At 66.3% G+C, this 24,360-nt stretch carries 24 protein-coding genes; all 24 read right to left on the reverse strand.

Annotated features, from left to right (window positions below; translation table 11 throughout):
* Positions 1-189: 189 nt before the first annotated feature.
* Positions 190-606: a hypothetical protein gene (locus tag HLA98_RS06425; protein ID WP_057501102.1), complete on the reverse strand. Its 417-nt coding sequence runs from the start codon at positions 604-606 to the stop codon at positions 190-192.
* Positions 607-746: 140 nt separating this feature from the next.
* On the reverse strand, positions 747-2,249 hold the full coding sequence (locus HLA98_RS06430; protein ID WP_057501103.1) for a sigma-54 dependent transcriptional regulator: 1,503 nt from the start codon (positions 2,247-2,249) through the stop codon (positions 747-749).
* Complete coding sequence (locus tag HLA98_RS06435; RefSeq protein WP_010485922.1) at positions 2,246-2,623, reverse strand: response regulator; 378 nt, start codon at positions 2,621-2,623, stop codon at positions 2,246-2,248. The genes HLA98_RS06430 and HLA98_RS06435 overlap by 4 nt, the downstream gene beginning before the upstream one ends.
* 14 nt (positions 2,624-2,637) lie before the next feature.
* On the reverse strand, positions 2,638-4,047 hold the full coding sequence (rpoN, locus tag HLA98_RS06440) for an RNA polymerase factor sigma-54 (protein ID WP_057501104.1): 1,410 nt from the start codon (positions 4,045-4,047) through the stop codon (positions 2,638-2,640).
* Positions 4,048-4,485: 438 nt separating this feature from the next.
* A complete protein-coding gene (locus HLA98_RS06445) occupies positions 4,486-5,118 on the reverse strand; it encodes a response regulator (RefSeq protein WP_005413261.1) in 633 nt (210 codons plus the stop codon).
* A gap of 92 nt (positions 5,119-5,210) precedes the next feature.
* A complete protein-coding gene (locus HLA98_RS06450; protein ID WP_019659609.1) occupies positions 5,211-5,789 on the reverse strand; it encodes a PilZ domain-containing protein in 579 nt (192 codons plus the stop codon).
* Positions 5,786-6,079: a hypothetical protein gene (locus HLA98_RS06455; RefSeq protein ID WP_057501105.1), complete on the reverse strand. Its 294-nt coding sequence runs from the start codon at positions 6,077-6,079 to the stop codon at positions 5,786-5,788. Before HLA98_RS06455 ends, HLA98_RS06450 begins: the two co-directional genes overlap by 4 nt.
* On the reverse strand, positions 6,076-6,492 hold the full coding sequence (gene fliS / locus HLA98_RS06460) for a flagellar export chaperone FliS (RefSeq protein WP_005409561.1): 417 nt from the start codon (positions 6,490-6,492) through the stop codon (positions 6,076-6,078). Before fliS ends, HLA98_RS06455 begins: the two co-directional genes overlap by 4 nt.
* Before the next feature lie 127 nt (positions 6,493-6,619).
* Complete coding sequence (gene fliD / locus HLA98_RS06465) at positions 6,620-8,038, reverse strand: flagellar filament capping protein FliD (RefSeq protein WP_057501106.1); 1,419 nt, start codon at positions 8,036-8,038, stop codon at positions 6,620-6,622.
* Between the two features lie 441 nt (positions 8,039-8,479).
* Positions 8,480-9,658, reverse strand: coding sequence for a flagellin (locus tag HLA98_RS06470; protein ID WP_057501107.1), 1,179 nt, complete (start codon positions 9,656-9,658; stop codon positions 8,480-8,482).
* An 86-nt stretch (positions 9,659-9,744) separates the two neighbouring features.
* A complete protein-coding gene (locus tag HLA98_RS06475) occupies positions 9,745-10,935 on the reverse strand; it encodes a flagellin (protein WP_057501108.1) in 1,191 nt (396 codons plus the stop codon).
* A 72-nt stretch (positions 10,936-11,007) separates the two neighbouring features.
* Complete coding sequence (locus HLA98_RS06480) at positions 11,008-12,228, reverse strand: flagellin (RefSeq protein WP_019659613.1); 1,221 nt, start codon at positions 12,226-12,228, stop codon at positions 11,008-11,010.
* Between the two features lie 404 nt (positions 12,229-12,632).
* Positions 12,633-13,835, reverse strand: a complete 1,203-nt coding sequence (gene flgL / locus HLA98_RS06485; protein WP_057501109.1) for a flagellar hook-associated protein FlgL — start codon at positions 13,833-13,835, stop codon at positions 12,633-12,635.
* On the reverse strand, positions 13,832-15,712 hold the full coding sequence (gene flgK, locus HLA98_RS06490; RefSeq protein ID WP_057501110.1) for a flagellar hook-associated protein FlgK: 1,881 nt from the start codon (positions 15,710-15,712) through the stop codon (positions 13,832-13,834). The genes flgL and flgK overlap by 4 nt, the downstream gene beginning before the upstream one ends.
* Positions 15,713-15,720: 8 nt before the next feature.
* Entirely contained in the window at positions 15,721-16,920 is a 1,200-nt protein-coding gene (gene flgJ / locus HLA98_RS06495; protein ID WP_057501111.1) for a flagellar assembly peptidoglycan hydrolase FlgJ, read from the reverse strand.
* Position 16,921: 1 nt separating this feature from the next.
* Complete coding sequence (locus tag HLA98_RS06500) at positions 16,922-18,058, reverse strand: flagellar basal body P-ring protein FlgI (RefSeq protein ID WP_049446340.1); 1,137 nt, start codon at positions 18,056-18,058, stop codon at positions 16,922-16,924.
* Between the two features lie 2 nt (positions 18,059-18,060).
* Positions 18,061-18,753 (reverse strand): flagellar basal body L-ring protein FlgH, encoded by a 693-nt coding sequence (gene flgH, locus HLA98_RS06505; protein WP_049446342.1) that lies wholly within the window; start codon positions 18,751-18,753, stop codon positions 18,061-18,063.
* Positions 18,754-18,775: 22 nt separating this feature from the next.
* Positions 18,776-19,561, reverse strand: a complete 786-nt coding sequence (gene flgG, locus HLA98_RS06510) for a flagellar basal-body rod protein FlgG (RefSeq protein WP_005409571.1) — start codon at positions 19,559-19,561, stop codon at positions 18,776-18,778.
* A 102-nt stretch (positions 19,562-19,663) separates the two neighbouring features.
* On the reverse strand, positions 19,664-20,413 hold the full coding sequence (locus tag HLA98_RS06515) for a flagellar basal-body rod protein FlgF (RefSeq protein ID WP_049446343.1): 750 nt from the start codon (positions 20,411-20,413) through the stop codon (positions 19,664-19,666).
* A 32-nt stretch (positions 20,414-20,445) separates the two neighbouring features.
* Positions 20,446-21,669, reverse strand: a complete 1,224-nt coding sequence (gene flgE / locus HLA98_RS06520) for a flagellar hook protein FlgE (RefSeq protein ID WP_049446345.1) — start codon at positions 21,667-21,669, stop codon at positions 20,446-20,448.
* Positions 21,670-21,701: 32 nt separating this feature from the next.
* Complete coding sequence (locus HLA98_RS06525; protein WP_049446347.1) at positions 21,702-22,385, reverse strand: flagellar hook assembly protein FlgD; 684 nt, start codon at positions 22,383-22,385, stop codon at positions 21,702-21,704.
* Positions 22,386-22,408: 23 nt separating this feature from the next.
* Positions 22,409-22,816, reverse strand: a complete 408-nt coding sequence (gene flgC, locus HLA98_RS06530; RefSeq protein WP_005409575.1) for a flagellar basal body rod protein FlgC — start codon at positions 22,814-22,816, stop codon at positions 22,409-22,411.
* 3 nt (positions 22,817-22,819) lie between these two features.
* Complete coding sequence (gene flgB, locus HLA98_RS06535; RefSeq protein ID WP_006366156.1) at positions 22,820-23,215, reverse strand: flagellar basal body rod protein FlgB; 396 nt, start codon at positions 23,213-23,215, stop codon at positions 22,820-22,822.
* A gap of 147 nt (positions 23,216-23,362) precedes the next feature.
* Positions 23,363-24,307 carry a chemotaxis protein gene (locus tag HLA98_RS06540; protein WP_010485887.1) on the reverse strand — a complete coding sequence of 315 codons (945 nt, stop codon included), beginning with the start codon at positions 24,305-24,307 and terminating at the stop codon, positions 23,363-23,365.
* Positions 24,308-24,360 lie beyond the last annotated feature (53 nt).

Raw genomic sequence — 24,360 nt, forward strand, 5'->3', positions numbered from 1 at the left:
GCCTGGAACGACGGTGAACGCCCGGGCCGTCCGGCCGGTGGCGAAGCGCTGGCGCTGCGTTCGGCGTGGGCAATGCTGAAGCAGCGCTACAGCTGATCGGGTGGGTGCCGACCGTTGGTCGGCACGCTTTGGTCGGCACGGGATCTGACCCCATTGGAGGCGCCATTTAACCGGCGTCGGTTTTCTGGCCTACGGCTGCAGGGTCCAGCGGCCGGAATTCTGGCGCTGGAGCGGGACAATGGGTCCGTCGTGCTGGGTGTAGATGAAGCGGCCCTGGTGGTCGCTCTGGCAGGTCAGCAGCAGGGTGTAGTGGGCGGGACCGGCCGGGTAGGCCTCGGTCATCTGGATTTCCGCGATATGCGGGGCCAGGCGTTGATAGCGGTAGCTGCCGCCGATGCGGAGGTCGGTGCCGAGGATGTCCAACACGTACTGGTTGTTGTCAAAGCTGAGCTGCACCATGCGTCCGGCGTTGGGGGTGTCCGGTGCGTACAACGGGTCGCTGAGGTTGGTGAACTGGCGTTGGTCGAGCGTGGCGGGCAGGGTGCAGCTGGCCGCGGTGGCCAGGGCCGGGCAGAGCAGAACGGCGAGCAGTATCAGGTGATGCATGGTGGGAGCTCCTTGGGGTGTCCCTCCAATGCACCGCAGTTCGGCTCCGCTGTCTTTAGGAAAACGTGTAAAGGAGGGCAGAAACACCAACGCCCGGGCAAGCCCAGGCGTTCGTGCCCCCTTCATGCTGGTAGCGCGCTTCAGCCGGCCAGTTCGGCCTGCTCGCGCTCGATGCCGTACTTGCGCAGCTTTTCCACCAGCGTGGTACGGCGCAGGCCGAGCAGCTGCGCGGCGTGGGCGACAACGCCCTGGGTGCGTTCCAGTGCTTCGTTGATCAGGCCCAGTTCGATGTTGGCCATGTGGTTGCGCAGGTCCAGACCGTCGTCGGGCAGTGCCGCCGGGGCGGCGGCGCGATTGACGGCAATGCCGTGCTCCAGTGCCGGTTGGCTGCCGCTGCCCGGGGTATGGAACGAGAAACTGCGCAGGTCCAGGCGTTCTTCGCTGGCAACCGGAACCTCAGGTGCCGGCGCGGGGGCGGCCAGCGCGGCATCGCCACGATAGCGGGCCGGCAGGTCCTGCACGCGCACCGAACCGCCCGGATGCAGCACCGCCAGGCGTTCGACCAGGTTGGTCAGCTCGCGCACGTTGCCCGGCCAGTCATAGCCGGCCAGGGCCTGCAGGGCTTCCGGGGTGAAGCGCACTTCGCCACGGCCGGTGCGCGCCAGCTGTGCGGCGATGGTTTCCACCAGCGCCGGCAGGTCTTCGCGACGCTCGCGCAGGGCGGGCACGTCGATCGGGAACACGTTGAGGCGGTAGAACAGATCCTCGCGGAACTTGCCTTCGGCGATGCGCGTTTCCAGATCGCGGTGGGTCGCGGCCACGACGCGCACGTTGCAGCGGATGGTCTGGTTGCCACCGACGCGCTCAAAGCTGCGTTCCTGCAGCACGCGCAGCAGCTTCACCTGCATGGGCAGGCTCATGTCGCCGATTTCGTCGAGCAGCAGAGTGCCGCCCTCGGCCATTTCGAAACGGCCCTTGCGCGCGGTCAGTGCGCCAGTAAAGGCACCCTTTTCGTGGCCGAACAGTTCGCTTTCCAGCAGGTCGGCCGGAATGGCGCCGCAGTTGATCGCCACGAACGGACCATCACGGCGCGGCGAGCGCTGGTGGATCGCACGCGACACGACTTCCTTGCCGGTACCGGATTCGCCCAGCACCAGTACAGTGGTATCGAATGCGGCAACCTGCTCGATCATGGTACGCAGTGCAGTCACCGCCGGGCCGTTGCCGGTCGGGCCTTGATCCTGCGCGGCGCCGGCCTGGTGCTCGGCGTCCAGGCGCTTGAGGCTGGCACGGCGCAGCAGGGCTTCCATCTGCGCATGGCGCAGCGGCGTTTCCAGCGGCCAGATGTTGGCTTCGTGCAGACCGTGCTGCTGGGCAAACGCTGCAGCATCACCATCGGCCAGCAGCACCGGCGGCGGCAGGCTGCTGCCGCCCAGCCAGTGGTACAGCGCAGTGCTGGCGGCGGTGTCGCCCAGGCTGCCGACGATCACGGCCATCCAGTCGTTCTGGCGCTGGCGGCCCAGGTCGAAGTCGGCCGCGTCGGCAACCCAGCGCGGGTTGAAATCCATGAACTCCAGCAGGGCAACGGTGCGCTCTGCGCGCACGGCGTCGTTGTCCAGCACCAGGATGCGCGATTCGCTCACGATCGATCCTCCCTGAGGCCTTCCAGGATCGGCATGACTTCCTGGATGTAGGACAGCTTGCTGACAAAATTGTCGGCGCCGGCGCGCAGCGCGTGTTCGCGGTGCTCGGCGTCGTCGAAGTGGCTGGCGATCACGATGTACGGTGCATCGTCCTGCGACTTGATCAGGCGGGTGGCCTGCAGGCCACCCATTTCCGGCATGGCCAGGTCCATCAGCACCACCTGCGGGCGCAGCGTCTCCGAGCGTTCGATCGCTTCCAGGCCGTTGCCGGCGCTGCCGACGATCTGCAGCCAGTCGATCTTGCGGAAATGGCGCATCGCCGCATTGATGAAGCCCTCGTGGTCATCGACCAACAGGACCGTGAGCTTGTTCATGTCCAACATCCTTTTCAGCCCACCCGGGCCAGCTGCGGTTGCCTGGCGCCAAGCCGGCGCCGTTCACGGGCCGGGGCGATGTCCAGTTGTTCTCGGTATTTTGCGACGGTTCGGCGGGCAATGTTCACCCCCTGACGCGACAGCAGGCCGGCGATGGCCTCGTCGGCCAACGGGCGGCCGGCCGGTTCGGCGTCGATCAGGCGGCGGACCATGGCCTTCACGGCCTGGCCGGAGACGCTGGCACCTTCCAGGCGAACGGCGAAGAAGTGCTTCAGCTCGAAGGTGCCACGGGGGGTCTGCAGGAACTTGCCGGTGGTGATGCGCGAGACGGTGGACTCGTGCATGCCGATTTCCTCGGCTACTTCCTTCAGGGTCAGCGGCGCCATGGCCTCCTCGCCTCGCACCAGGAACGCGGCCTGGCGCTCGACGATCACCCGCGCGGTGCGCAGAAGGGTGTCGTAGCGCATCGACAGGCCGCGGCTGAACCAGCGCGCTTCCTGCAGCATTTCGCGCAGTGCCGGTGCGGCCTCGCTGGTCTCGGCCAGGGCCTGTTCGTACTGGCTGTTGATCGAGACGCGGCGGCTGGTGGCCGGGTTCAGCGCGACCTTCCACTGGTCGTCGGCGTGCCAGGCGACCACGTCCGGCACCACCACGGCATTGCGTTCGGGCAGCAGGCTGTCACCCGGGCGCGGCTGCAGCGAGAGGATCAGGCGCACGGCTTCGCGCACGTCGTCGATCTCGGCGTCGTGCAGGCGGGCGAGGGCGGGGTAGTCATGCGCGGCCAGCGCGTCGAGTGCGCCATCGAGAATGCGGGTGGCCAGGTGGCGGGCGGGGACTACGCCGTGGAGGCTGCGCAGCTGCGCCTGCAGGCCTTCGCGCAGGTCCTGCGCGGCCATGCCGGCGGGCTCGCCGTGCAGCAGTTGCTGGCGGATGGCTTCGACGCCGTCGGCGGCGATATCGAACTGGGCGCTGGCCAGCAGCTGCAGCTGGTCCAGCGGTGCCTGCAGGTAGCCGGCCTCGTCGCAGTGATCGAGCCAGAATGCTGCGACGGCCAGCTGGCGGTCGTCCATGTCCAGCGACAGGCGCTGCAGCACCCGCAGCTGCGGGTCGGTCGATTCGCCGGCGGCGATGCGCGCCATGCGGTCGTCGTCGCCGTCCTGCCAGCTGGCGCCGGCCACGTCCCACATCGACGACTCGGGCAGTTCGTCGAAGGCGGCGGTGTCCATCGTGGTGGCACTGGCCTGGGTGGCATCGGCGGCGGGCGCTTCGGCCTCTTCGATCTCCAGCAGCGGGTTGGAGTCCAGCAGGCGCTGGATTTCCTGCTCCAGGTGCAGGCCATCGAGCTGCAGCAGCCGGATCGACTGCAGCAACTGCGGGGTGAGGTGAAGTTGTTGGCCCAGCTGGGTCGAGAGTGCAGCCTTCATCGTGGTTCCCCGGCACCGCTCCCCGGCGCCTTGTGGAACACATCTTGCTTTTGATCCGGCGGGGGCGGAATCAGGGGGTTCCTGAGGGGCTTGGTGAATGTCCCGACAGGGTGTAGGGGTATTCCCTACATCGACGCGGATTGTTGACGATGATCGCTGCTAAGTTGCTGATTTCCGGTGCAGGGCCCGGATTGATCGGGCTGCGCCGTGTACGGATTCCTGTCGGGGAGTGTTGGGATGACGGGAATTCGACGCTGGGTGCGGGTTGGCTGCGTCGGCTGTCGATAGAGACGATCACCGGTAGAGTCGACTGTCAGTCGACTGCTCTCCGATCAGACCAAGGAAAAGTCCCGCGCTCCGCGCGCAAGTCGCCTGACAGTCGACTCTACCAACAGCCCACTCTACCCAGCCATCGCTTCGTCCCGCTGAGGCTGGCGCTTATTCCAGCTCGTGCTGGTGGCGCGCGGCCAGCAGCAGCAGATCGTTGGCGCGGCGGCAGCCGAGCGATTCCATCATGCGTGCGCGGTGGGTCTCCACCGTCTTGACGCTGATGCCGAGGTCGGCGGCGATTTCCTTGTTGCTCTCACCCTTGCCGATGCGGCGCAGGATCTCGCGCTGACGCGGCGACAGCGCGGCGATGCCGGTGGGCTTCTCGCGGCCGAGCATCGGTGCCAGCATCTTGGCGGAGATCTGCGGGCTCAGGAACACCTGGCCGGCGTGCGCGGCGCGCAGCGCCAGTTCCAGCTCCTGCGGTGCTGCATCCTTGACCACGAACCCGACCGCGCCGCGGTCCAGCGCATCGCGCACGTGAGCGGCATCGTCGTGCATGGTCATCATCACCACCCGGGTACCGGGCGCGCGCAGGCGGATGTCGCTGAGTGCTTCCAGGCCGGTGCGGCCCGGCAGCGAGAGGTCCATCAGCACCACATCCGGTGCGTGCTGCAGGGCCAGCTGCAGTGCCTGTTCGGCGTTGCTGGCCTCGGCAACAAGCTGCACGTCGGCAAACCCCTGCAGCAGCCGCGCCAGGCCGGCGCGGACGAGGGTGTGATCGTCGACGATGAGAACTCGCACAGGCACGCAACAGATCCGTGTAGGGGAGTCCACCTTAACTTAGCTGAACGGGCGCGCCAAGGCTTGCCCGCAAAGCGTGATGGTGGCAGGTTTCAGCGGGCGCGGCGCGCCTCGGCCACCTGGCGGCGGTGCAGGCGGAACAAGTGCCGCTCCATTGCCATCTCAAGGCCATCGCCAAGACGCTGGAAACGCAGCCACAGGTAGTGACCGCCGCCACCGTCCGCCGCTTCGGCGATCACTTCCACCGGCAGGTCGATGTGGTCGGGCAGCCAATCGCTGGGCTGCAGGCGCACCACGCCGGCCTGGCCAGGGCTGGCGCCACTGCGTGGGCCCAGCTGCAGGCGGATGCCGCGGCGCGACCAGCGCACGGGGCGCAGGGTCAGTTCCTGGCCCTGCTGGCGTACCAGACGGCCGAGCAGCACCATCGCCAGATCCAGCTTGGCCTCCAGCCGCTGCAACTGCAGGCTGGCTTCATTGCGGTCGTCATGTTCGTCAACGCGGCTGTCTTCAACCAGCGCCAGGCTGCGCAGCAGGCCTTCGGCGCTGCTGGTGCGACCGGCCGCGCTGCCTGCCTGGAACTCGGCCGGCAGGGCCAGCTCGCAGCTGAGCGTCTCGTCGAACAGCTCGCTTTCGGCCGGATGATGCAGCGACGTGGTCGGCAGTTGGGTCATGCCAGCGATTCTGCCTGCAGGTAGGCATGTGCCGCGCGAAGGGAGCGCTGACCGTCGTTCATCAGTGCGGCTGCTGCATCACGGCGCTGGCGCAGCAGGCCGAGCAGATTCTGCTGGCGTTCGAACAGCGCGGTCAGCGGTGCGTGGTCGTCGGCGGTCAGCGGCTGGCTGAGCAGTGCATGCAGGGTGCTGTCGTGACCGTCGAGCAGGCTGTCGGCCTGCTCGAGGGACTCGTCGCCCAGGGCCTTCTCGAAGGCGTCCAGCTGGGCGTGCAGTTCGTGCAGGCTCATGGCGCCACCGCGGCCGGGCGGCGCTGTTCCTGCGGGATCGCATTCCAGGCGCTGTCGATCTCGCCCAGCAGCTGAAGCGATTCATCCAGCGCGGCACGATCGTTGTGCAGGTTGGCCTCGGTCAGGCGCTGCAGCACGTAGTCGTACAGCGCCGACAGATTCCCGGCGATCTCGCCGCCGGCTTCATGATCCAGCGAGCCGTTGAGGTGGCCGACAATCGCACAGACCTCGCCGATCGCCTTGCCCTTGCCGGCCTGGTCGCCGCGCTCAAGGCTGGCCAGCGCGCGCCGTACGCGCTCCAGCGCGCCGGCCAGCAGCATCGCCACCAGCTTGTGCGGATCGGCATCGGCGACCGCACTGGTCACTCCCACCTGGCGGTACTGCTCGGCATATTGACGGCTGGAACCGTACATTCGTGATTCTCCTTGCGCGGGGTGCCGCCGGCTGATCGTGGGATCGGTACCGACGGCGCGGCGATGATTGCTGTTGCGTCCGTTATCGGTGCGTTGCGCGCCAAACTTGAGCGTTGCACGCAGTCCTTTAGCGGTTCAGCTGTGCCAGCTGCTGCTGCAGTGCGGAGTTGCTCTGCTGCAGTTTGCCCATCAGGCTGTCGAGCGCCAGGAACTGCTTCTTGTAGCGTTCCTCGACGTTCTTCATGCGCGTGTCGAGGTCCTTGCGGCGCTTGTCGATGTTGTCCAGCGTGGTGTTCAGGCCCTTGGTGCGGGCGACGAAGGCGCCTTCCTTGCCGACGGTGGTGCTGACGTAGCCGTCAACCATGGTGTACAGCGTGCCAGCACCGCCGGTGTCACCAGTGATGGCCGAGCGGATCTTTTCAGGCTGGCTGGCCAGTGCTGCGGCAAACTTGGTGGTGTCGAGCACCAGGCTGCCGTCGGCGTTGGGATAGCCACGGGTCTGCAGGCCCAGCACCTTCGGGTCCAGGCCGTCGGCGGAGAGCTCCTTCAGTACGCTCGACATCATCGAACGCAACTGGCTGGAGGCGCCGCGCATCTGCGCGTCGCCGGTCAGGGTGGCGGCTTCCTTGGTCTTGGCGTCGTACTTGGTTTCAGTGTTGATCGCCGCGATCGCCGCGTTATAGGCGGTCACGAACTCCTGCATGACCTTGGTCGCGGCGGCAGTGTCGGTGCTGATCACCACGGTGCTCCTGCCGGGAACTTTCAGGTTCAGGGTCAGGCCCGGTACCGCATCGGTCACCGTGTTGCTGGCACTGACCACGTTCACGCCATCGATGGTCAGTTCGGCATCCGCTGCAGCGGTGTTCTGTTTCAGACTGCCGACCAGTGCACCCAGCTTCGGGTCGCTGCCGGCATACTCCAGCTTGATCGCATTGGCGGCACCGGTCTTTTCCTGGGCGATCGACAGATACTGGTTGTCGCCCGAGCTGATCAGCGTGGCCTGCACGCCTTCCTTGCGCCCGGCGGCATCGATCTTGTTGCGGATCGTGGTCAGGGTGTCGCCGTCCTCCACCGCCACGTTCATGGTCTTCGCCTTGTCGCCCACGCCAACGGTCAGCGTCAAGGTTCCGGCGCCGAAGGTGTCGGTCTTCGGTACCGAGGTGTCGGCAATCAGCTTGTGTGCCGTGGCGAGGGATTTCACCTCCACTTGATGCGTACCGTTGGAGGCCGCTGCCTTGGTCGTGCCCACGTCGTACAGCGCCACCGATGCCGTCAGCACATCATCTGCATTGTTCGGACCGGCCTTGCCCGTGGCGGTGACGGTACGGGTGTCGAAGGCCGTCGTGGCCTTGAGCGCAGTCAGAGCGGTCTTCAGCTTATCGAAGGCCGCCGTGACGGTGCCGATCGACGACAGCTGCATCTTGGCCTTGGACTGCTGCAGGTTCAGCGCATTGTCGGCGGGCTTGCGGTCGGCTGCGACCAGCTGGTTGACGATGTCCGAGATATTGAGTCCCGAGCCAATGCCACCGTATCCAAAGTCTGCCACGTCGTTTCTCCTGGTATCCGGGCCTGGCCGCCGTGCGGTGGCCCGTCGTCAACGAAAATAGCGGCCTGCGCCGCTGGGTCTTGAGGACTTCGTTGATGCATGTGCCGTGCCAATGCTCCGGCGCGGGTTCTGGCACGCGGGTTGCAGGAGGGTTGGGGCAGGGTGCGGGTAGGTTCACCGCGGGCTGCCGGGAGTCTGCAAAAAGCCCTCCCCCAATGCAGGGGAGGGATCAGGCTACTGACAATCGGGGGGAGACGAAGCCGCCCGGTACGTACAGTCAAAGGTACAGCGCTGAAAGAGAGGTCCGCAGGAGCGGGCGATGCCAAGCCGGTTCGGGAGTGATCCCGGGCCGGGCATGGCCCGCGCCTTCGTGCATCGTGGCTTCCCGGTTGCCGCTGCCGTCGGTTCGACCCGACGGCAGCGGCGCCTTCTTGCTGTGTATCAGCGCAGCAGGCTGAGCACGCCCTGCGGCACCTGGTTGGCCTGGGCCAGCATGGCCGTACCGGCCTGCTGCAGGATCTGGGTGCGGGTCAGTTCGGCGGTTTCCTTGGCGAAGTCGGTGTCCTTGATGCGGCTGCGCGACGAGGACAGGTTTTCCGACGAGGTCTGCAGGTTGGCCACGACCGAGGTGAAGCGGTTCTGGATCGCACCGAGGTCGGCGCGGGTGCTGTTGATCGCACCCAGGGCCTTGTCGACCACTTCCAGGGCCTGCTGCGCGCCGAGCACGGTGCTCACGTCCAGCTTCTGCACGTTGGCCGAAGTGTCAGCACCGGCGGTGTAGGCACCGGCGGCGGCCGCAGTGCCCCAGGTCTTGGCAGTGGCGTCGTAGTCGCTGCGCATCAGGGCGATGTCGGCAGTGGCAACGGCCTTGCCTTCCTTCACCGAGCTCAGCTTCAGGGTGCCGTCGGCGTTGGCTTCGGCGTAGATGCCGGCCTCGCCGATCTTGGCGTTGATGGCGGTTGCAACGGCCTTGGATGCGTCAGCCGTGGTGGCGCCGGCCTTCACTTCGACGGTGCCGATATCCACGCCCATCACCGTGCCCGAGAAGCGCGCACCGTCGGTGCTGGCAGTCAGGGCCGCGGTTGCACCGGTCGCGAAGGTCGAGGTGCCCAGCGAGCCCGCCTTGGCGTCGATGGTCTTGTCGATGGCGATCGACTGGCCGGCGTTGGCGCCGACCTGGAACAGCTGGCTGGAGAACGAGCCGTCCAGCAGCTTGGTGCCGTTGAAGTCCGACTGCTTGGCGACGCGGTCGATTTCCGAGACCAGCTGGGTCACTTCGGCCTGCAGCGCCTTGCGGTCACTGGCCGAGTTGGTGGCGTTGGAGGCCTGCACCGACAGCTCGCGGACGCGCTGCAGGTTGTTGCCGATTTCGGTCAGCGAACCTTCGGCGACCTGGGCCAGCGAGATGCCGTCGTTGGCGTTGCGGATGGCGACGTCGGTACCGCGGATCTGCGTGCCGAAGCGCTCGGAGATCGCCAGGCCGGCGGCGTCGTCCTTGGCGCTGTTGATGCGCGAACCGGAGGACAGGCGCTGGATGGTGGTGGCCAGCGAGCTGCCGCTGGTGCTCAGGTTACGCTGAGCATTCAGCGACATCGTGTTGGTGTTGATGACTTGTGCCATGGTGCTTTTCCTTTGGCGAAGGTGGGACGTGTTTCAGGAGCCGGGCGCCGCTTCATGCGGCGCCCGGAGGTCGAGCAGAGAGCGGATCAGCGCAGCAGGCTGAGCACGCCCTGCGGCACCTGGTTGGCCTGGGCCAGCATGGCCGTACCGGCCTGCTGCAGGATCTGGGTGCGGGTCAGCTCGGCGGTTTCCTTGGCGAAGTCGGTGTCCTTGATGCGGCTGCGCGACGAGGACAGGTTTTCCGACGAGGTCTGCAGGTTGGCCACCACCGAGGTGAAGCGGTTCTGGATCGCGCCGAGGTCGGCGCGGGTGCTGTTGATCGCACCCAGGGCCTTGTCGACGATTTCCATTGCCTGCTGGGCGCCCTTCACGGTGCTCACGTCCAGGTTGCTGGCGTACTTGGCGGCCGGCGCCGCAGCATCGGCAGTGGCCGTGAAGGTCGCCTGCGTGTTGCCTGCCCAGGTGCCGGGGGTCGCGGTGATCGCCTTGAACGAGCCATCAGCGTTGGCGCTGTCCTTGACCGAGGTCAGGGTGACGCCGGCGGTGCCGTTCACTTCGGCGTAGACGCCGGTCTCGCCGATCTTGGCGTTGATCGCGGTCACCAGCGCTTCACGCGAGGCCTTGCCGGTGGCAGCGGCGTCGGCGCCCTGCTTGACCGAGACGTCAGCGATGGCCACGCCATTGATGGACAGGCCGGTGGTGCTGAAGTCAGCGTTGGTGCCCGGATCGGCCAGGGCCAGCGCGTTGGTATCGAAGCGGGCACCACCCAGGGCGTTGGCCTTGGCGTCGATGGTCTTGTCGATGGCGATGGCCTGGCCGGCGTTGGCGCCCACCTGGAACAGCTGGCTGGAGAACGAACCGTCCAGCAGCTTGGTGCCGTTGAAGTCCGACTGCTTGGCCACGCGGTCGATTTCCGAGACCAGCTGGGTCACTTCGGCCTGCAGGGCCTTGCGGTCGCTGGCCGAGTTGGTGGCGTTGGAGGCCTGCACCGACAGCTCGCGGACGCGCTGCAGGTTGTTGCCGATTTCGGTCAGCGAACCTTCGGCGACCTGGGCCAGCGAGATACCGTCGTTGGCGTTGCGGATGGCGACGTCGGTACCGCGGATCTGCGTGCCGAAGCGCTCGGAGATCGCCAGGCCGGCGGCGTCGTCCTTGGCGCTGTTGATGCGCGAACCGGAGGACAGGCGCTGGATGGTGGTGGCCAGCGAGCTGCCGCTGGTGCTCAGGTTACGCTGAGCATTCAACGACATCGTATTGGTGTTGATGACTTGTGCCATGAGGAGAGGTCCTTGAGCGGTTGCACGTGAGTTGGGTTAGACGCCCCCGACGTGCCCCGGGGGCGGCTCATGTCAGCGCTGCAACAGGCTGAGCACGTTCTGCGGTACCTGGTTGGCCTGGGCCAGCATGGCCGTACCGGCCTGCTGCAGGATCTGGGTGCGGGTCAGCTCGGCGGTTTCCTTGGCGAAGTCGGTATCGCGGATGCGGCTGCGCGATGCCGACAGGTTCTCCGAGGAGGTCTGCAGGTTGGCCACCACCGAGGTGAAGCGGTTCTGGATGGCGCCGAGGTCGGCGCGGACGCTGTTGACCGACTCCAGGGCCTTGTCGACGATCGACATCGCCTTCTGCGCGCCCTCGGCGGTGGTGACGTTCAGGTCCTTGACGAAGCTGACCGCTGCACCGGTCAGGGTGCCGCCGTTGGTGCTGGTCTCGGTCAGGCCCAGGCCGGCGAGGGTGGCGGCGGTGACGCCGGTCGGCGGCGTTGCGGCGCTGACGCCCAGGGCGAAGGTCTGGCCATCCTTGACCGACGCCAGGCTGATGACACCGGCATTGACCGAAGCAACCACGCCGGTTTCGCCCAGCTTGTTGTTGATCGCCGCAGCGGTGGCCGAGGTGATCGATTCGCCGGCCTTCACGGTGAAGTCACTGATGGTGACCGTAGTGGCGGTGCCACCCGGCGGAGTGACCGAGACCTGCAGGCCCGAGTAGGTGGTGTCGGCGGTGGCCTTGTCGGCGGCGGCCAGGCTGGTGCCGGTGTAGCCGTTGGCAAAGGTGGCCGCGCCCAGTGAATCGGCCTTGGCGTTGACCACGCTGTTGATGGCGATGGCCTGGCCGGCGTTGGCGCCGACCTGGAACAGCTGGCTGGTGAAGCTGCCATCCAGCAGCTTGGTGCCGTTGAAGTCGGCCTGCTTGGCCACGCGGTCGATTTCGGAGACCAGCTGGGTCACTTCGGCCTGCAGCGCCTTGCGGTCGCTGGCCGAGTTGGTGGCGTTGGAGGCCTGCACGCCCAGTTCGCGGATGCGCTGCAGGTTGTTGCCGACTTCGTTCAGCGAACCCTCGGCGACCTGGGCCAGCGAGATGCCGTCGTTGGCGTTGCGGATGGCCACGTCCAGACCACGGATCTGGGTGGTGAAGCGCTCGCTGATGGCCAGGCCGGCCGCGTCGTCCTTCGCGCTGTTGATGCGCAGGCCAGACGAGAGGCGCTGGATGGTCGTAGCGAGCGAGCTGCCGCTGGTGCTCAGGTTGCGCTGAGCGTTGAGCGACATCGTATTGGTGTTGATTACCTGTGCCATGGGGTCGTCTCCTCTTATATGGAACCCGTTGGTGAATGAAACGAAGCGCCGCCTGTTTTTTTGTGTGGCTGTGTGCTTCGCTGTTGCCAAATGAATAACGGCGCTTTGTCAACAACCTTTAGCCGTGAATTCCGTTGAAGCCGCAATTCGTTGCCGGAGGCTGTTTTTCCGGGGTTTTCCAACCCTGGAAGGGCGTGGAAGTGCCCCCGGAAGGGGCGGCTGGGCAAGCCCAGCCAGCGCTGATGAAGGTATCGGCGGGGGCCAGCCTGGCTTGATGGGCAATCACGGAAAATGCGCGCAGGGCGGGCTGGTGCGCCGGCGTGTTCCGCGGCAACGGACCGCAGAAACGAAAAAGGCCGCGATGCAGGGCATCGCGGCCTTTCAGGGGTGACGCTGGGGAAGCGTCAGCGGATCTTGTTGAACAACGACATCGACTGCATCTGCGAGAAGATCGTCTGTGCCGCCTGCAGCGCGGTGCTCTGCAGCTGGTACTGGCTCAGTGCATCGGCGTAGTCCAGGTCGCGCATCTGCGACAGCGTGGTCTTCAGGGTCACGCTGTTCGCTTCACGCATGTCGGCGGCATTGTCCAGTGCCTTCAGCTGCGCACCGCCGGCCGCACGCGAATCGATCATCCGCTCCGACGCACGGGCCACATCGCGCAGGGCGCTCTGCAGTTCGTTCTGCTGCGCGCTCATCTTGGCGGTGGTGCCGGTGTCGGCATCAAGCGCGGCAATCAACTTGTCCATGGTGTCGAAGATGTCGCGGCTGGTTGCCGGCTTCACACTGAAGCTGTCACCGGCAGCGGGTGCGCCGGTGATCTGCAGGCGTACACCGTTGACTTCGACGTTGTCACCGGCCTTGAACGTGCCGGTGCCGGTCACGTTGCCAGCACCGTCCAGTACCTGGTACTGGTCGGCGGCGGTGAAGCGGATGCTGAAGGACTGGCCGTTCCAGCTGTCGCTGCCATCGCGGGTGATGTTGGTCAGCACGCCGTTGCCGGTATTGCCGGCCGCGGCAACACCATCGACGAAGCCGTCGCCGGTAGGAATGCGCATGAAGATTTCGCTGCCGGGCAGGGCATCCCGTACATAGGTATCGGGGCCGACTTCAATCTGGCGCTGGGTCTGGTCGCCACGGTAGACCACCTTGCCATTGATCTTGGCGAACGGCGGATCACCATCGTTGGTGCCGCCGAACACGTAGCGGCCGGTGCCGTCCTCGGCGTTGGCCAGCGACAGCAGGCCCTCGCGGATCTGGTTCAGTTCGGTGATCAGCGTTTTCTTGTCGGTGGCGCCCAGTGCCGGATTGCTGGCCTGGATGGTCAGGTCGTTGACGCGCGCCATCAGATCGTTGACCTGGGCCAGGGTGTTTTCCTGTACGCCCAGTCGGTTCTGCACGTTGCCGGCATTGAGCTTCATCCGGTCCAGGGCTGCCAGGCTGCGATCAAGGCCCACGGCAGCACCGGCGCCGACCGGATCGTCCTTCGCGCTGACGATCTTGCTGCCGGTGGCGATCTGCTGCTCCAGGTGGCTGAGCTTGGCCTGCTTGGCCATCATCAGCGACACCGACTGGTTGTACATCATGCTGGTGGAGATGCGGCTGCTCATCGGCGGACGGCTCCCAGGATGGTCTGGAACATGCTGTCGGCGGTGGAGATCAGCTGCGAGGCCGCCTGGTAGGCCTGCTGCAGGCGCAGCATGTCGGCGGCTTCCTCGTCCAGGTTGACGCCGGACACTTCATCGCGCGCTTCCTGCGCCTTGTCATTGATCACCAGCTGGGCGTCCAGCGAGTACTCGGCCGAACGTGCTGCGGCGCCGACCTGGGTGGTGAGGCCGCCCAGCGCGCCGTTCAGCGTCACGGTGCCAGCGTTGAACGCCTTGGCGCTCTCGACCTTGGCCAGCTTGGCGGCATTGCTGTTGTCCGAGGAGCCGGCCGGGGTCGGGGTGATGTTGAAGGTGTCGCCGACCTTCGGAGCGCCGTCCAGCACGAAGCTCCAACCGTTGGCACTGATGGTCTGGCCGGGGGTGTAGGTCTGCGGCGGGCCGCCATCGATGGTGTAGGTGGTGGCCGAGGTGAACACGATCGCGGCCGGATTGCGCAGGTTGGCGTTGGTCGAATCGCTGACGGTGACCCCGCTGAGCTTGCCGGTGCCGGTGTTGGAGGTCGCGGCCGCGCCCTTCACCGCAGCAGCAGCGGCGATGCGCGAGGGATCGGTGATCGCCACTTCCATGCTGCCGGCCACACCTGCGGTGGGCTGGAGCAGGAACCGATCGTTGGCGGCCGGAGTGCCGCCGACCACCATTTTGACGCCGTTGATCACCAGCGGGTCGGCAGCGGTGCCAGTGCCGGTCAGTGGAACACTGGCGCCGGTGTCGGCGCGGCTGGCCTTCCAGTTGGTGCCGTCGAACTGCAGCACCACGTTCTGTGCATCCAGCTTGCCGAGGTCGCCATAGGTGGCGCTCAGGCTCGCGGTGCCGGCGTTGGCGTTGTTGGCGGTGACGCGCGGGTTGCCGATGTTGAAGAAGTCGCCACCCAGCTGGCCATACATGTCCACGCCCTGGTGATGGGCCTGGTTGAACGTTTCGGCCAGGCCCACGGCGAGCTTGCCCAGTTCCGCCTGGGCCGGGGTCAGCACGGTGTCGCGGAACTCCAGCAGGCCACCGATCTGGCCACCGACCGCCTTCGCATCAAGCCGGATCGTGTTGCCCTGGGTCTCCAGCGCCAGCTGCAGGCGCTCGGGCTGGTATGGGTCGGCCACGGTGGTGACCTTGGTCGCCGTGGTACCCACCACCAGCGCGTTGCCGCCGGCGGTGTAGACATTCATGATGCCGCCGTCCTGGATCACCGCCGTGCCGCCGGTGTAGCCGATCAGCTGGGTGATCAGCTGGTCGCGACGATCAAGCAGGTCAGGCGCTGCCGTGGCGAGGTTGGTGCCGATCGCGCCGTTGATCTGCGCGATCTCCTGCGCCAGGCGGTTGACCTCGGTGGCACCGGCCATCAGGCCGTTGTTGACCTCGCTGTTGAGGTTGTTCAGGTGCGTGTTGAGCTGCACGAAGCGATTGGCCAGCGCCTTGCCGCCGTCGAGCATGTTCTGGCGGTCGGCGGTGCCGGACGCATTGGAGGACAGGCCACTGACCGAGTCGAAGAAGTTCGACCACACACCGGCCACGTTGGTGGCGGCGTCGGAGAACAGCGCGTTGACCCGGTCGGCCATGCCGGAGAGCTGCTTCAGGCGCGCCAGCTCACCGCTGCTGTCGAGCAGGCGCGAGATGGCCAGCTGATCGGCGGTGCGGCGGATGTCGGTGATGCGGGTACCGTTGCCGACCGTGCCGTAGCCGTAGTTCTGCGGATCAGCGGTGGCGAAGTTGACCTTCTGCCGGCTGTAGCCCGGGGTATTGAGGTTGGCCACGTTGTGGCTGGTGGTCGCCAACGCACGCTGGAAGGCGAGCAGGGCACCGGTACCGGTGGAAAGTACGCTGGACATGGGGTTCCTCAACGACGAGTGATACCCAGCGCCGCGGTTGCGGTGCTGGCGAAGGTCTGGCCAAGGCGCGTGCCGGCCTCGGCGACGGCGCTGACCGCGCGCTCGATGGTCGGTCCACCGGCGATCGCGGCGATCTTGGCCGCGTAGCGCGGATCGGTGGCATAGCCGGCGCGCTGCAGGCCGCGGGCAAAGCCCTGCACGTCGGTGCCGGCCTGCAGGGCCTGCTGGTAACGCGGGCTGGTCTTCAGCAGGCGCACGTAGTCGGCGAAGCTCTCGGCCGGCGAACTGTAGGCGCGGAAGCTGGCAGTCTCGTTGCGGCGTACGCCGTCGACATATTCATGGGTGCCGGCCACGGCGCGCTGGCCGTTCCAGCCGTTGGCCTTGATGCCGAACAGGTTGTGCGAAGTGCTGCCATCGGCGTGCTTGATGTGGCGCTTGCCCCAGCCGGTTTCCAGCGCCGCCTGTGCCACCAGGGCGCGGGCATCCACGCCCAGCTCCTTGGCTGCACTCTGCGCGTGCTGCCAGATACTGGCGACGAAGCCTTCCGGGGTGTGCTCGCCCAGTTGGGCGACGGCGGTGCGGGTGGCCATCGCATCGGTTGGGTTGATCGCGGTGCCGCGATTGCTGGCGGTGGCCGACCACTGGTCGCTGCGGGCGGCCCAGTCTTCACCCTGCAGGCTGCCGATGTACGGATCTTCGGTGCCCAGCGAGCGGTGCATGCTGCTGCTCTCACGGCCGGCGATCAGGTCCAGGGCCTGCTCCATCGGCGCGACTGCCGCCTGTGCCCCCTGCTGCGCACCGGCGGCCATCTGCTGCAGCAAACGAACGGCCTGGCTGCCATCTTCCAGTGGCAGCGACGGTGCCGGCCTGGCCGGCGCATTGAGCTGGTAGGCACGGCTGGCCTTGGCCGGGTCCACGCGGGTATCCAGCGCCGGACCCTCGGCGGCCTGGCCGGACAGCTGCCGGCTGATCATGCCCGACAGGCCCAGCCCCTTGCCGCGGGTCATCGCCTCGGCAATCTTCTGGTCGTACATCTCGCGGAACATCTTGTTTTCGCCGGGGAACAGCGAGTCGCCGAAGCTGGCGTCACGCATGCTCTTGACCAGCATCTGCGCGAACTGGCCTTCCAGCTGGCGCGCGACCTTGTCGATCCTGGCCGGATCGTTCTGTTGCGCCGGGTGCAGATCGAATGCGGGATTGATACGCATATCAGATCACCTCGAGCTCGGCACTCAATGCGCCGGCCTGCTTCAGGGCTTCCAGGATCGCGATGAGATCGCCCGGTGCCGCGCCTACCGCGTTCACCGCGTGCACGATCTCGTCCAGGGTGGTGCCGCCGCTGAACTTGAACATGCGGCTGCCGTCGTTGGTGGCGGTGATGGTCGACTGCGGGCTGGCCACGGTACGCCCGCCGGACAGCGCGTTGGGCTGGCTGACGTTGGTGTTTTCCTGGATGGTCACGGTCAGCGAGCCATGCGAGATCGCGGCCGGTCCCACGCGTACCTGCTGGCCGATGACCACGGTGCCGGTGCGCGAATTGACCACTACCTTGGCCGGGGCGCTGCCCGGGGTCAGTTCCAGGTTTTCGATGCGCGCCAGCAGGCCGATGCGTGCACCCGGGTCGGTCGGCGCGGTCACGGCCACAGTCACGCCGTCGACCGCACGCGCTGCACCTTCGCCGAATGCGTTGTTGAGCGCAGCGACCATGCGCGAGACCGTGGTGAAGTCGTTGTTGTGCAGGTTCAGGGTGATGTCGCCGCCGTTGGCCAGCGGGTCGGGCAGGGCACGTTCAACGGTGGCACCGTTGGGAATACGGCCGACGCTGGGCACGTTCACCGAGACGCGGGAACCATCCTTGCCCTGCGCACCGAAGCCACCGACGATCAGGTTGCCCTGGGCGATGGCGTAGATCTGGCCGTCGGCACCGCGCAGCGGTGCCATCAGCAACGAACCGCCACGCAGCGAGACCGCGTTGCCGATCGAGGACACGGTGATGTCGATCGGCTGGCCCGGCTTGGCGAACGGCGGCAGCTCGGCGTGGATCGCTACGGCCGCTACGTTCTTCAGCTGCGGGTTGACGTTCGGCGGCACGTTGACGCCCAGCTCGCCGAGCAGGTTTTTCAGGCTCTGCACAGTGAAGGGTGCCTGGCTGGTGCGGTCGCCGCTGCCATCCAGGCCGACCACCAGGCCATAACCCACCAGCGCATTGCCGCGCACGCCGCCGACCTGGGCCAGGTCCTTGATGCGCTCGGCGCTGGCCGGGGCTGCCACGACCAGCAGCATCAGCGCCACGAACGACGCCACGCGGCGCTGCCAGGAAGAAGAGAGGAAGCGTTTCATGGCCATACTCAGAACGGCGTCAGGCCGGAGTTGAAGAAGCGGCTCAGCCAGCCCATCGCGTTGGATTGCGCGACCGGGCCGCGACCGCCGTAGACGATGCGGGCCTCGGCCACGCGGCTGGATGGAATGGTGTTGTCCTGGCTGATGTCGCCGGGGCGGACGATGCCCTGCACCTGCACCAGTTCATCGCCCTGGTTCAGCCGCAGGTTCTTCTGCCCCTGCACCACCAGGTTGCCGTTGGGCAGGCGCTGCACCACGGTGACCGTGACGCTGCCCTGCAGGCGGTTGCTCTGCGCGCTGTTGCCCTTGCCGGTGAAGTCACGCTTGCCTGCTGCCGATGCGCTGAGAATGTCCTTGCCGCCAAGGGTGACCGGCGCGCCGAGAATGGACGGTGTGCCCAGGCTCAGGTTCGATTCCTTGTTCGTGGCGGTATTCGCACTGGTCTGCGCGGTGGTGTTTTCCAGCAGGGTGATGGTCAGCAGGTCGCCAACATCGCGTGCGCGGCGGTCCGAATACAGCTGCAGGGTCGGGCCGGCGGCGTAGATGGCACCGGCGGTCGGCTGGGCCTGCGGCGGCATGATCGGCTGGATCGGCGCCATCGTCGGGTAGGGACGCACGTCGCCCGCGATCACGCAGCCACCGAGCAGGGCGGCCACGGCGCAGGCGAGGGCAGTGCGGGTGAAGTTGGAAATGGGCGACATGGCGGTTTCCCGGTTTGGCCGGTCAGAGCTTGTTGTTGAGGTAGCCGAGCATCGAATCGGTGGTGGAGATCGCCTTGGCGTTCATCTCGTAGGCGCGCTGGGTTTCGATCATCGACACCAGCTCTTCCACCACGTTGACGTTGCTGCCTTCGAGCGCGCCCTGCACCACGGTGCCGAGGCCGTTGAGCCCGGGGTTGCCGTTCTGTGCCGGACCAGAAGCGGTGGTCTCCAGGAACAGGTTCTCGCCGCGGGCCTGCAGGCCGGCCGGATTGACGAAGTCGGTCAGGGTCAGCGCACCCACTTCCACAGACGCCGCACCGTCGGCCATCTTCACGCTGATGGTGCCGTCGGTACCGATGGTCACCGACTGCGCGCCTTCGGGAATCTGGATGCCCGGCTGCACCGGGTAGCCGCTGTTGGTGACCAGCTCGCTGTCCTGGTTGATCTTGAACGAGCCGTCACGGGTGTAGGCCGAGCTGCCATCAGGCATCTGAACCTCGAAGAAGCCGCGACCGTTGACCATCACGTCCAGGGCGCGGCCGGTCTGCTGCTGGCCGCCCTGTTCGAAATTCTTGGCGGTGGCAACCACACGCACACCGGTACCCAGCTGCAGGCCGGTGGGCAGCTGCGTCTGCGCCGAGGAGGAGCCGCCGGGCTGGCGCACCTGCTGGTACAGCAGGTCTTCAAAACTGGCACGGTCCTGCTTGAAGCCGGTGGTGTTGGTGTTGGCGAGGTTGTTGGAAACCACCGACATGCGCATCTGCTGCGCATCCAGTCCGGTTTTCGCGATCCACAATGCCTGGTTCATCTTCGGTGTCCTGTCTGGTGAAGCCGGCCGCGTGGTGCGGCCCTTGAATGCGGGTGTGCAAGCGGTGTGCCAGCGCAGGCATCAGCCGGCGCCGGAATTCCGTCAGCTGCCCAGGCGCAGCATGCTGTTGGCGCTGCGCGCGTTTTCGTCGCCGTGCTTGATCACCTGCACCTGCATTTCGTACTGGCGCTGCAGCTGGATCATCTGCACCAGCGCGCCAGCGGCGTCCACGTTGCTGCCTTCCAGCTGGCCGCTGTGCACGGCCGTGCCCTGCGCAGGTGCGAACGGCTGGCGTGGGTCGGTGTTGCGGAACAGACCATCCAGGCCACGCTCCAGGCGCTCATCTGGGGCCTGCACCACTTTGATGCGACCGATCTGCGCCATGGTCTGCGGGCCTTCACCCTGCGGGATGATCGAGATAGTGCCGTCGGCACCGATCTCCATGGCCTGGTAGGGCGGAATGGCGATCGGGTTGTTGTTGTCATCCAGCACCGTGCGGCCGCTGGAGGTCACCAGCTGGCCGTTCGGCGTGACCGACAGCGCCGCGCCGCGCGTGTACGCCTCGCTGCCGTCACTGGACTGCACGGCCAGCCAGGTGCCGGTCTGCAGGGACAGATCCAGCGGCTTGCCGGTGATGTGCTGCGAGCCGGGCGTGCGGTTGAACCCGGCATCGACATGCAGCGCATCCACCCGCGAGGCAAAGCCCGGGCCACGGATCGGGAAGGCTTCGGTGTTGGCCAGCGCTTCCTTGAAGCCGGGAGTATCGGAGTTGGCGAGGTTGTGGCTGAGCGTACCCTGCGCCTGCAGGGAGGCGCGGGCACCGGTCATGGCCACGTAAAGGGCTTTATCCATGCGGGGAGTTCCGTGACAGGGTCAGCGCGTCATCAACGGATGTTGATGACGGTCTGGGTAATCTGGTCCTGGGTGGTGATCATCTGCGCGTTGGCCTGGAAGTTGCGCTGCGCGGTAATCATGTTGACCAGCTGCTCGGTGAGGTCGACGGTGGACGCTTCCAGCGAGCCGGCCTGGATCTTGCCGAGGTTGGAGGTGTCCGGCATGCCGGTGCGCGGCGTGCCCGAGCTGAAGGTGTCCACCCACAGATTGTTGCCCTTCGACTCCAGTCCCTGCGGATTGTTGAAGGTGGTCAGCGCGACCTGGCCCAGCGGCTTGTCGGCCCCGTTGGAGTAACGGGCGTAGACCACGCCGGTTTCCGACACGGTGATTTCGTTGAGCTTGCCGGCGGCGTAGCCGTCCTGCTGGGTGTTGCGCAGCGCGAACTTCTCGCCGTACTGGGTCGAGCCGTTGATGTCCAGCGTCATGTTCAGCACGCCAGCACCGGTGGTCGGGGTGAAGGTGCCGAGGCTGACCTTGCCGTCCGCGGGTGCAGTCAGCTTGCCGCTGTTATCGAAGGTGACCGGGGTCGGGTTGCCCGCCGGCTGGCCATCCACGTAGTTGCGCACGGTCCACTCGTTCGGGTTGGCACCCTTCACGAAGTACGAGACCTGGATGTGGCTGACGCCCAGCGAGTCGTACACGGTGATGCCGCCGCTGGAGTGGTTGTAGCTGTTCGAATCGGTCGGATCGAAGGTGGTGACCGTCGGCTGCTTGGCGTTGGCCGGCAGGGTGAAGCCGACCTTCACTTCGCTGGTCTGCTTTGGCGGGCTGTCGGTGGTCAGCAGCTGCAGGTCGACCATGCGCCCGGCATCGAAGTTGGTGCCATCGGCATTCGGCGCGAACACCTGCAGGCGCGCGCCCTGTGGGTTGACCACATAGCCGGATGCATCGGTCTGGAAGTTGCCGGCACGCGAGTACACGCGGCTGCCGTTCATGTTCATGGTGAAGAAGCCTTCTCCGGAAATGGCCATATCCAGGCTGCGGCCGGTCTGTTCGTTGTGGCCCTGCTTGAACTGCTGGGCGACATTGGAGACGCGCACACCGGAACCCACCGCATTCTTCGACAGGCCGTAGCCGGTGGCCGAGAACAGATCGGCGAACTCGGCGCGCGATTCCTTGAAGCCGGTGGTATTGACGTTGGCGACGTTGTTGGCAGTGACGCTCAGGTCGGAGTTGGCGGCATTGATGCCGGACAGCGAGACATTGAAGCCCATGGGATGCTCCTGGTAAGTGCGGGGTGTGCGGCTCAGCTGACGCGGAGCACGTAGTCGATCGGGGCCGTGCCCAGGCCCTTGAGGTTCAGGTACAGGCCGTCGGAACCGACGGTCACGCTTTCCACCGGTGCCTGCACGTAGGTGGAAAGCTTGGTGCTCTTGCCGGCGGTGTCGACATGGTTGGCGACGATGGAATACTTGCCGGGCTCCATGCGCTTGCCGTTCGCATCCTTGCCGTCCCACTGGAAGGCGGTTTCGCCGGCCGCCTTGGCTTCAACGCTGAGGGAGGTGACCTTGGCGCCGTTGGCATCGGTGATGTCGACAGTGATGATGCCGGCCGACGGTGCGGCCACCGTGCCTTCGACGCTGCCTTCCTTTTCCAGTACCAGCTTTTCCGATGGCACCAGCACCTGGTGGCCGACCAGCGCAGCACCACGCAGCACCTGGTCGCTGGCCATCGACTCCTGGAAGCCCTTCACCGTCTTGTTCAGATCGGTGATGCCCTGCACGGTGGACATCTGCGCCATCTGCGCGACCATCTGCGTGTTGTCCATCGGCTTCAGCGGATCCTGGTGCTGCAGCTGTTCGGTCATCAGGCGCAGGAAATCGGCCTGGTCCAGCGTGTTCTTCTTCTTGGTGGCGTTGCTGTTCGGAGCGTTCAGGCCCAGCGCGGAATAGACGTCCTGGCTGGTCTGGTTGTTGACGGAAGTGGTCATGGCGGTATCCGGTGCGGCGGGGCTCAGCGGCCCATGGTCAGGGTGGCCAGGGCCAGTTCCTTGGCGGTGGTCAGCATTTCCACGCCGGCCTGGTAATTGCGCGAGGTCGAGATCAGGTTGACCATCTGCGCCACCGGATCGACGTCGGGCTGGTAGATGTAGCCATCGCCGTCGGCCAGCGGATGGCCCGGCTCGTAGCGCTTGATCGGTGCCGCATCGCTCTGGGTGATTTCCTTGACCTTCACCGAGGTGATGTTCGGATCGTTCTTGCTGGTTACAGCCTGGAAGATCGGCTCCAGCGGCTTGTACACGGCGTCGGCGGAACCAGCGACGGTGTCGGCGTTGGAAAGGTTGGAGGCGATGGTGCTCATGCGCACCGACTGCGCCTGCAGTGCGGAGCCGGCGATATCGAAGATCGGCAGGTTGCTCATGGCTTATTGCCCCGTGATCGCGGTCAGCATGGAACGCACCTTGCTCTCGACGAAGCTGAGCGACGCGCGGTATTCGAGTGCGGCGCGGCCATAGGCGGCACGCTCGGCATCGGGATCGACGGTGTTGCCGTCCAGGCTGGGCTGCACGCCTTCGCGCGCGATCTGGAACGGGTTCAGGCCACTACTGATTTCGTAGTGCTGCTCATTGGTAGTGGTCATCAGGCCGTTGGCATCCTGCCCCTGGGCGTGGCGCAGGGCGGCATCGAAGTCCAGGTCCTGGGCCTTGTAGCCGGGAGTGTCGGCATTGCCGAGGTTGCTGGCGATCAGCTTCATCCGCTGTTCGCGCAACGGCATGGCCTGGGCGTGGACGCCCAAGTAGTCGGTAATCAGGTTGCGCACGGTGCACTCCCACGGGAACGTTGCCCGGGAAGCTGCAAGGGGTGTGCCAAAGTGCGCGCGATCCTGTAGAGCCGAGCCATGCTCGGCTGCCTTTCGTTCAGGCGCCGCACAGGCCGAGCATGGGCTCGGCTCTACAGGAGAGGGCCGTCAGGCCGCCATCGCGACCTTGCGCAGGCGGTCCAGCACGAAGTCGGCCAGCTCGTGCGGCGAGTACTTGGCTACGAAAGCGTTGGCGCCGACGCGCTCGACCATCGCATTGTTGAATACGCCCGACAGCGAGGTGTGCAGCAGTACGTACAGGCCGGCCAGGCCCGGGTGGCGCCGGATTTCCGTCGTCAGCGTGTAGCCGTCCATGGCCGGCATTTCGATGTCCGAGATGACCATGGCGTAGCGCTCGGCCGGGTTCTCGCCCGAGGCGTGGATCTGCAGCAGGTGGTCCAACGCCTGCTTGCCATCGGAAAGCAGGGTGGCGCCCACTCCCAGCTGGTCCAGCACGCTGCGGATCTGCTGGCGGGCGACGCGTGAATCGTCCACCACCAGCACCTGCAGCTGCGGGCCGTCGGCCGGCATTGCCATGGTCGGGTCCAGCACCGCCTCGCCGCGCACCTGGGCGATATCGGCCAGCACGCTTTCAACGTCGATCACCTGGATCAGCTCGCCCTGGAAGCGGGTGACTGCGGTCAGATAGCTCGATTCGGCGCCCAGTTCCGGCGGCGGGTGGATGTCTTCCACCGCGATGTTGACGATGCGCTCGACGCCGCTGACCAGGAAGCCCTGGATCGAACGGTTGAATTCGGTGACGACCAGATAGCCGGGCGAGGTGTCCGCATCGGGCTCACGCTCGGGGTGGCCGATGGCCAGACCCAGGTCCAGCACCGGCACCGAGCGGCCACGCACGTCGGCCACGCCGGAGAACTGGCTGGGCAGCCCGGGCACCTGGAACAGCTCCGGGCGCCGCAGGACTTCCTGCACCTTGAAGACATTGACGCCAAAAAGCTGACGTCCGCCGAGACGGAACAGCAGCAGCGCCAGGCGATTGTGGCCGGCCAGACGGGTCCGCTGGTCGATCCGGTTGAGCAGGTCATGGGACATGGCTGCTGTATCGGCGGGGTAGGCGCCGAACTTGAGGGCGCTCAGCCGCCCGC

The organism is Stenotrophomonas africana, from assembly GCF_013004645.1.
Lineage (GTDB): Bacteria > Pseudomonadota > Gammaproteobacteria > Xanthomonadales > Xanthomonadaceae > Stenotrophomonas > Stenotrophomonas africana.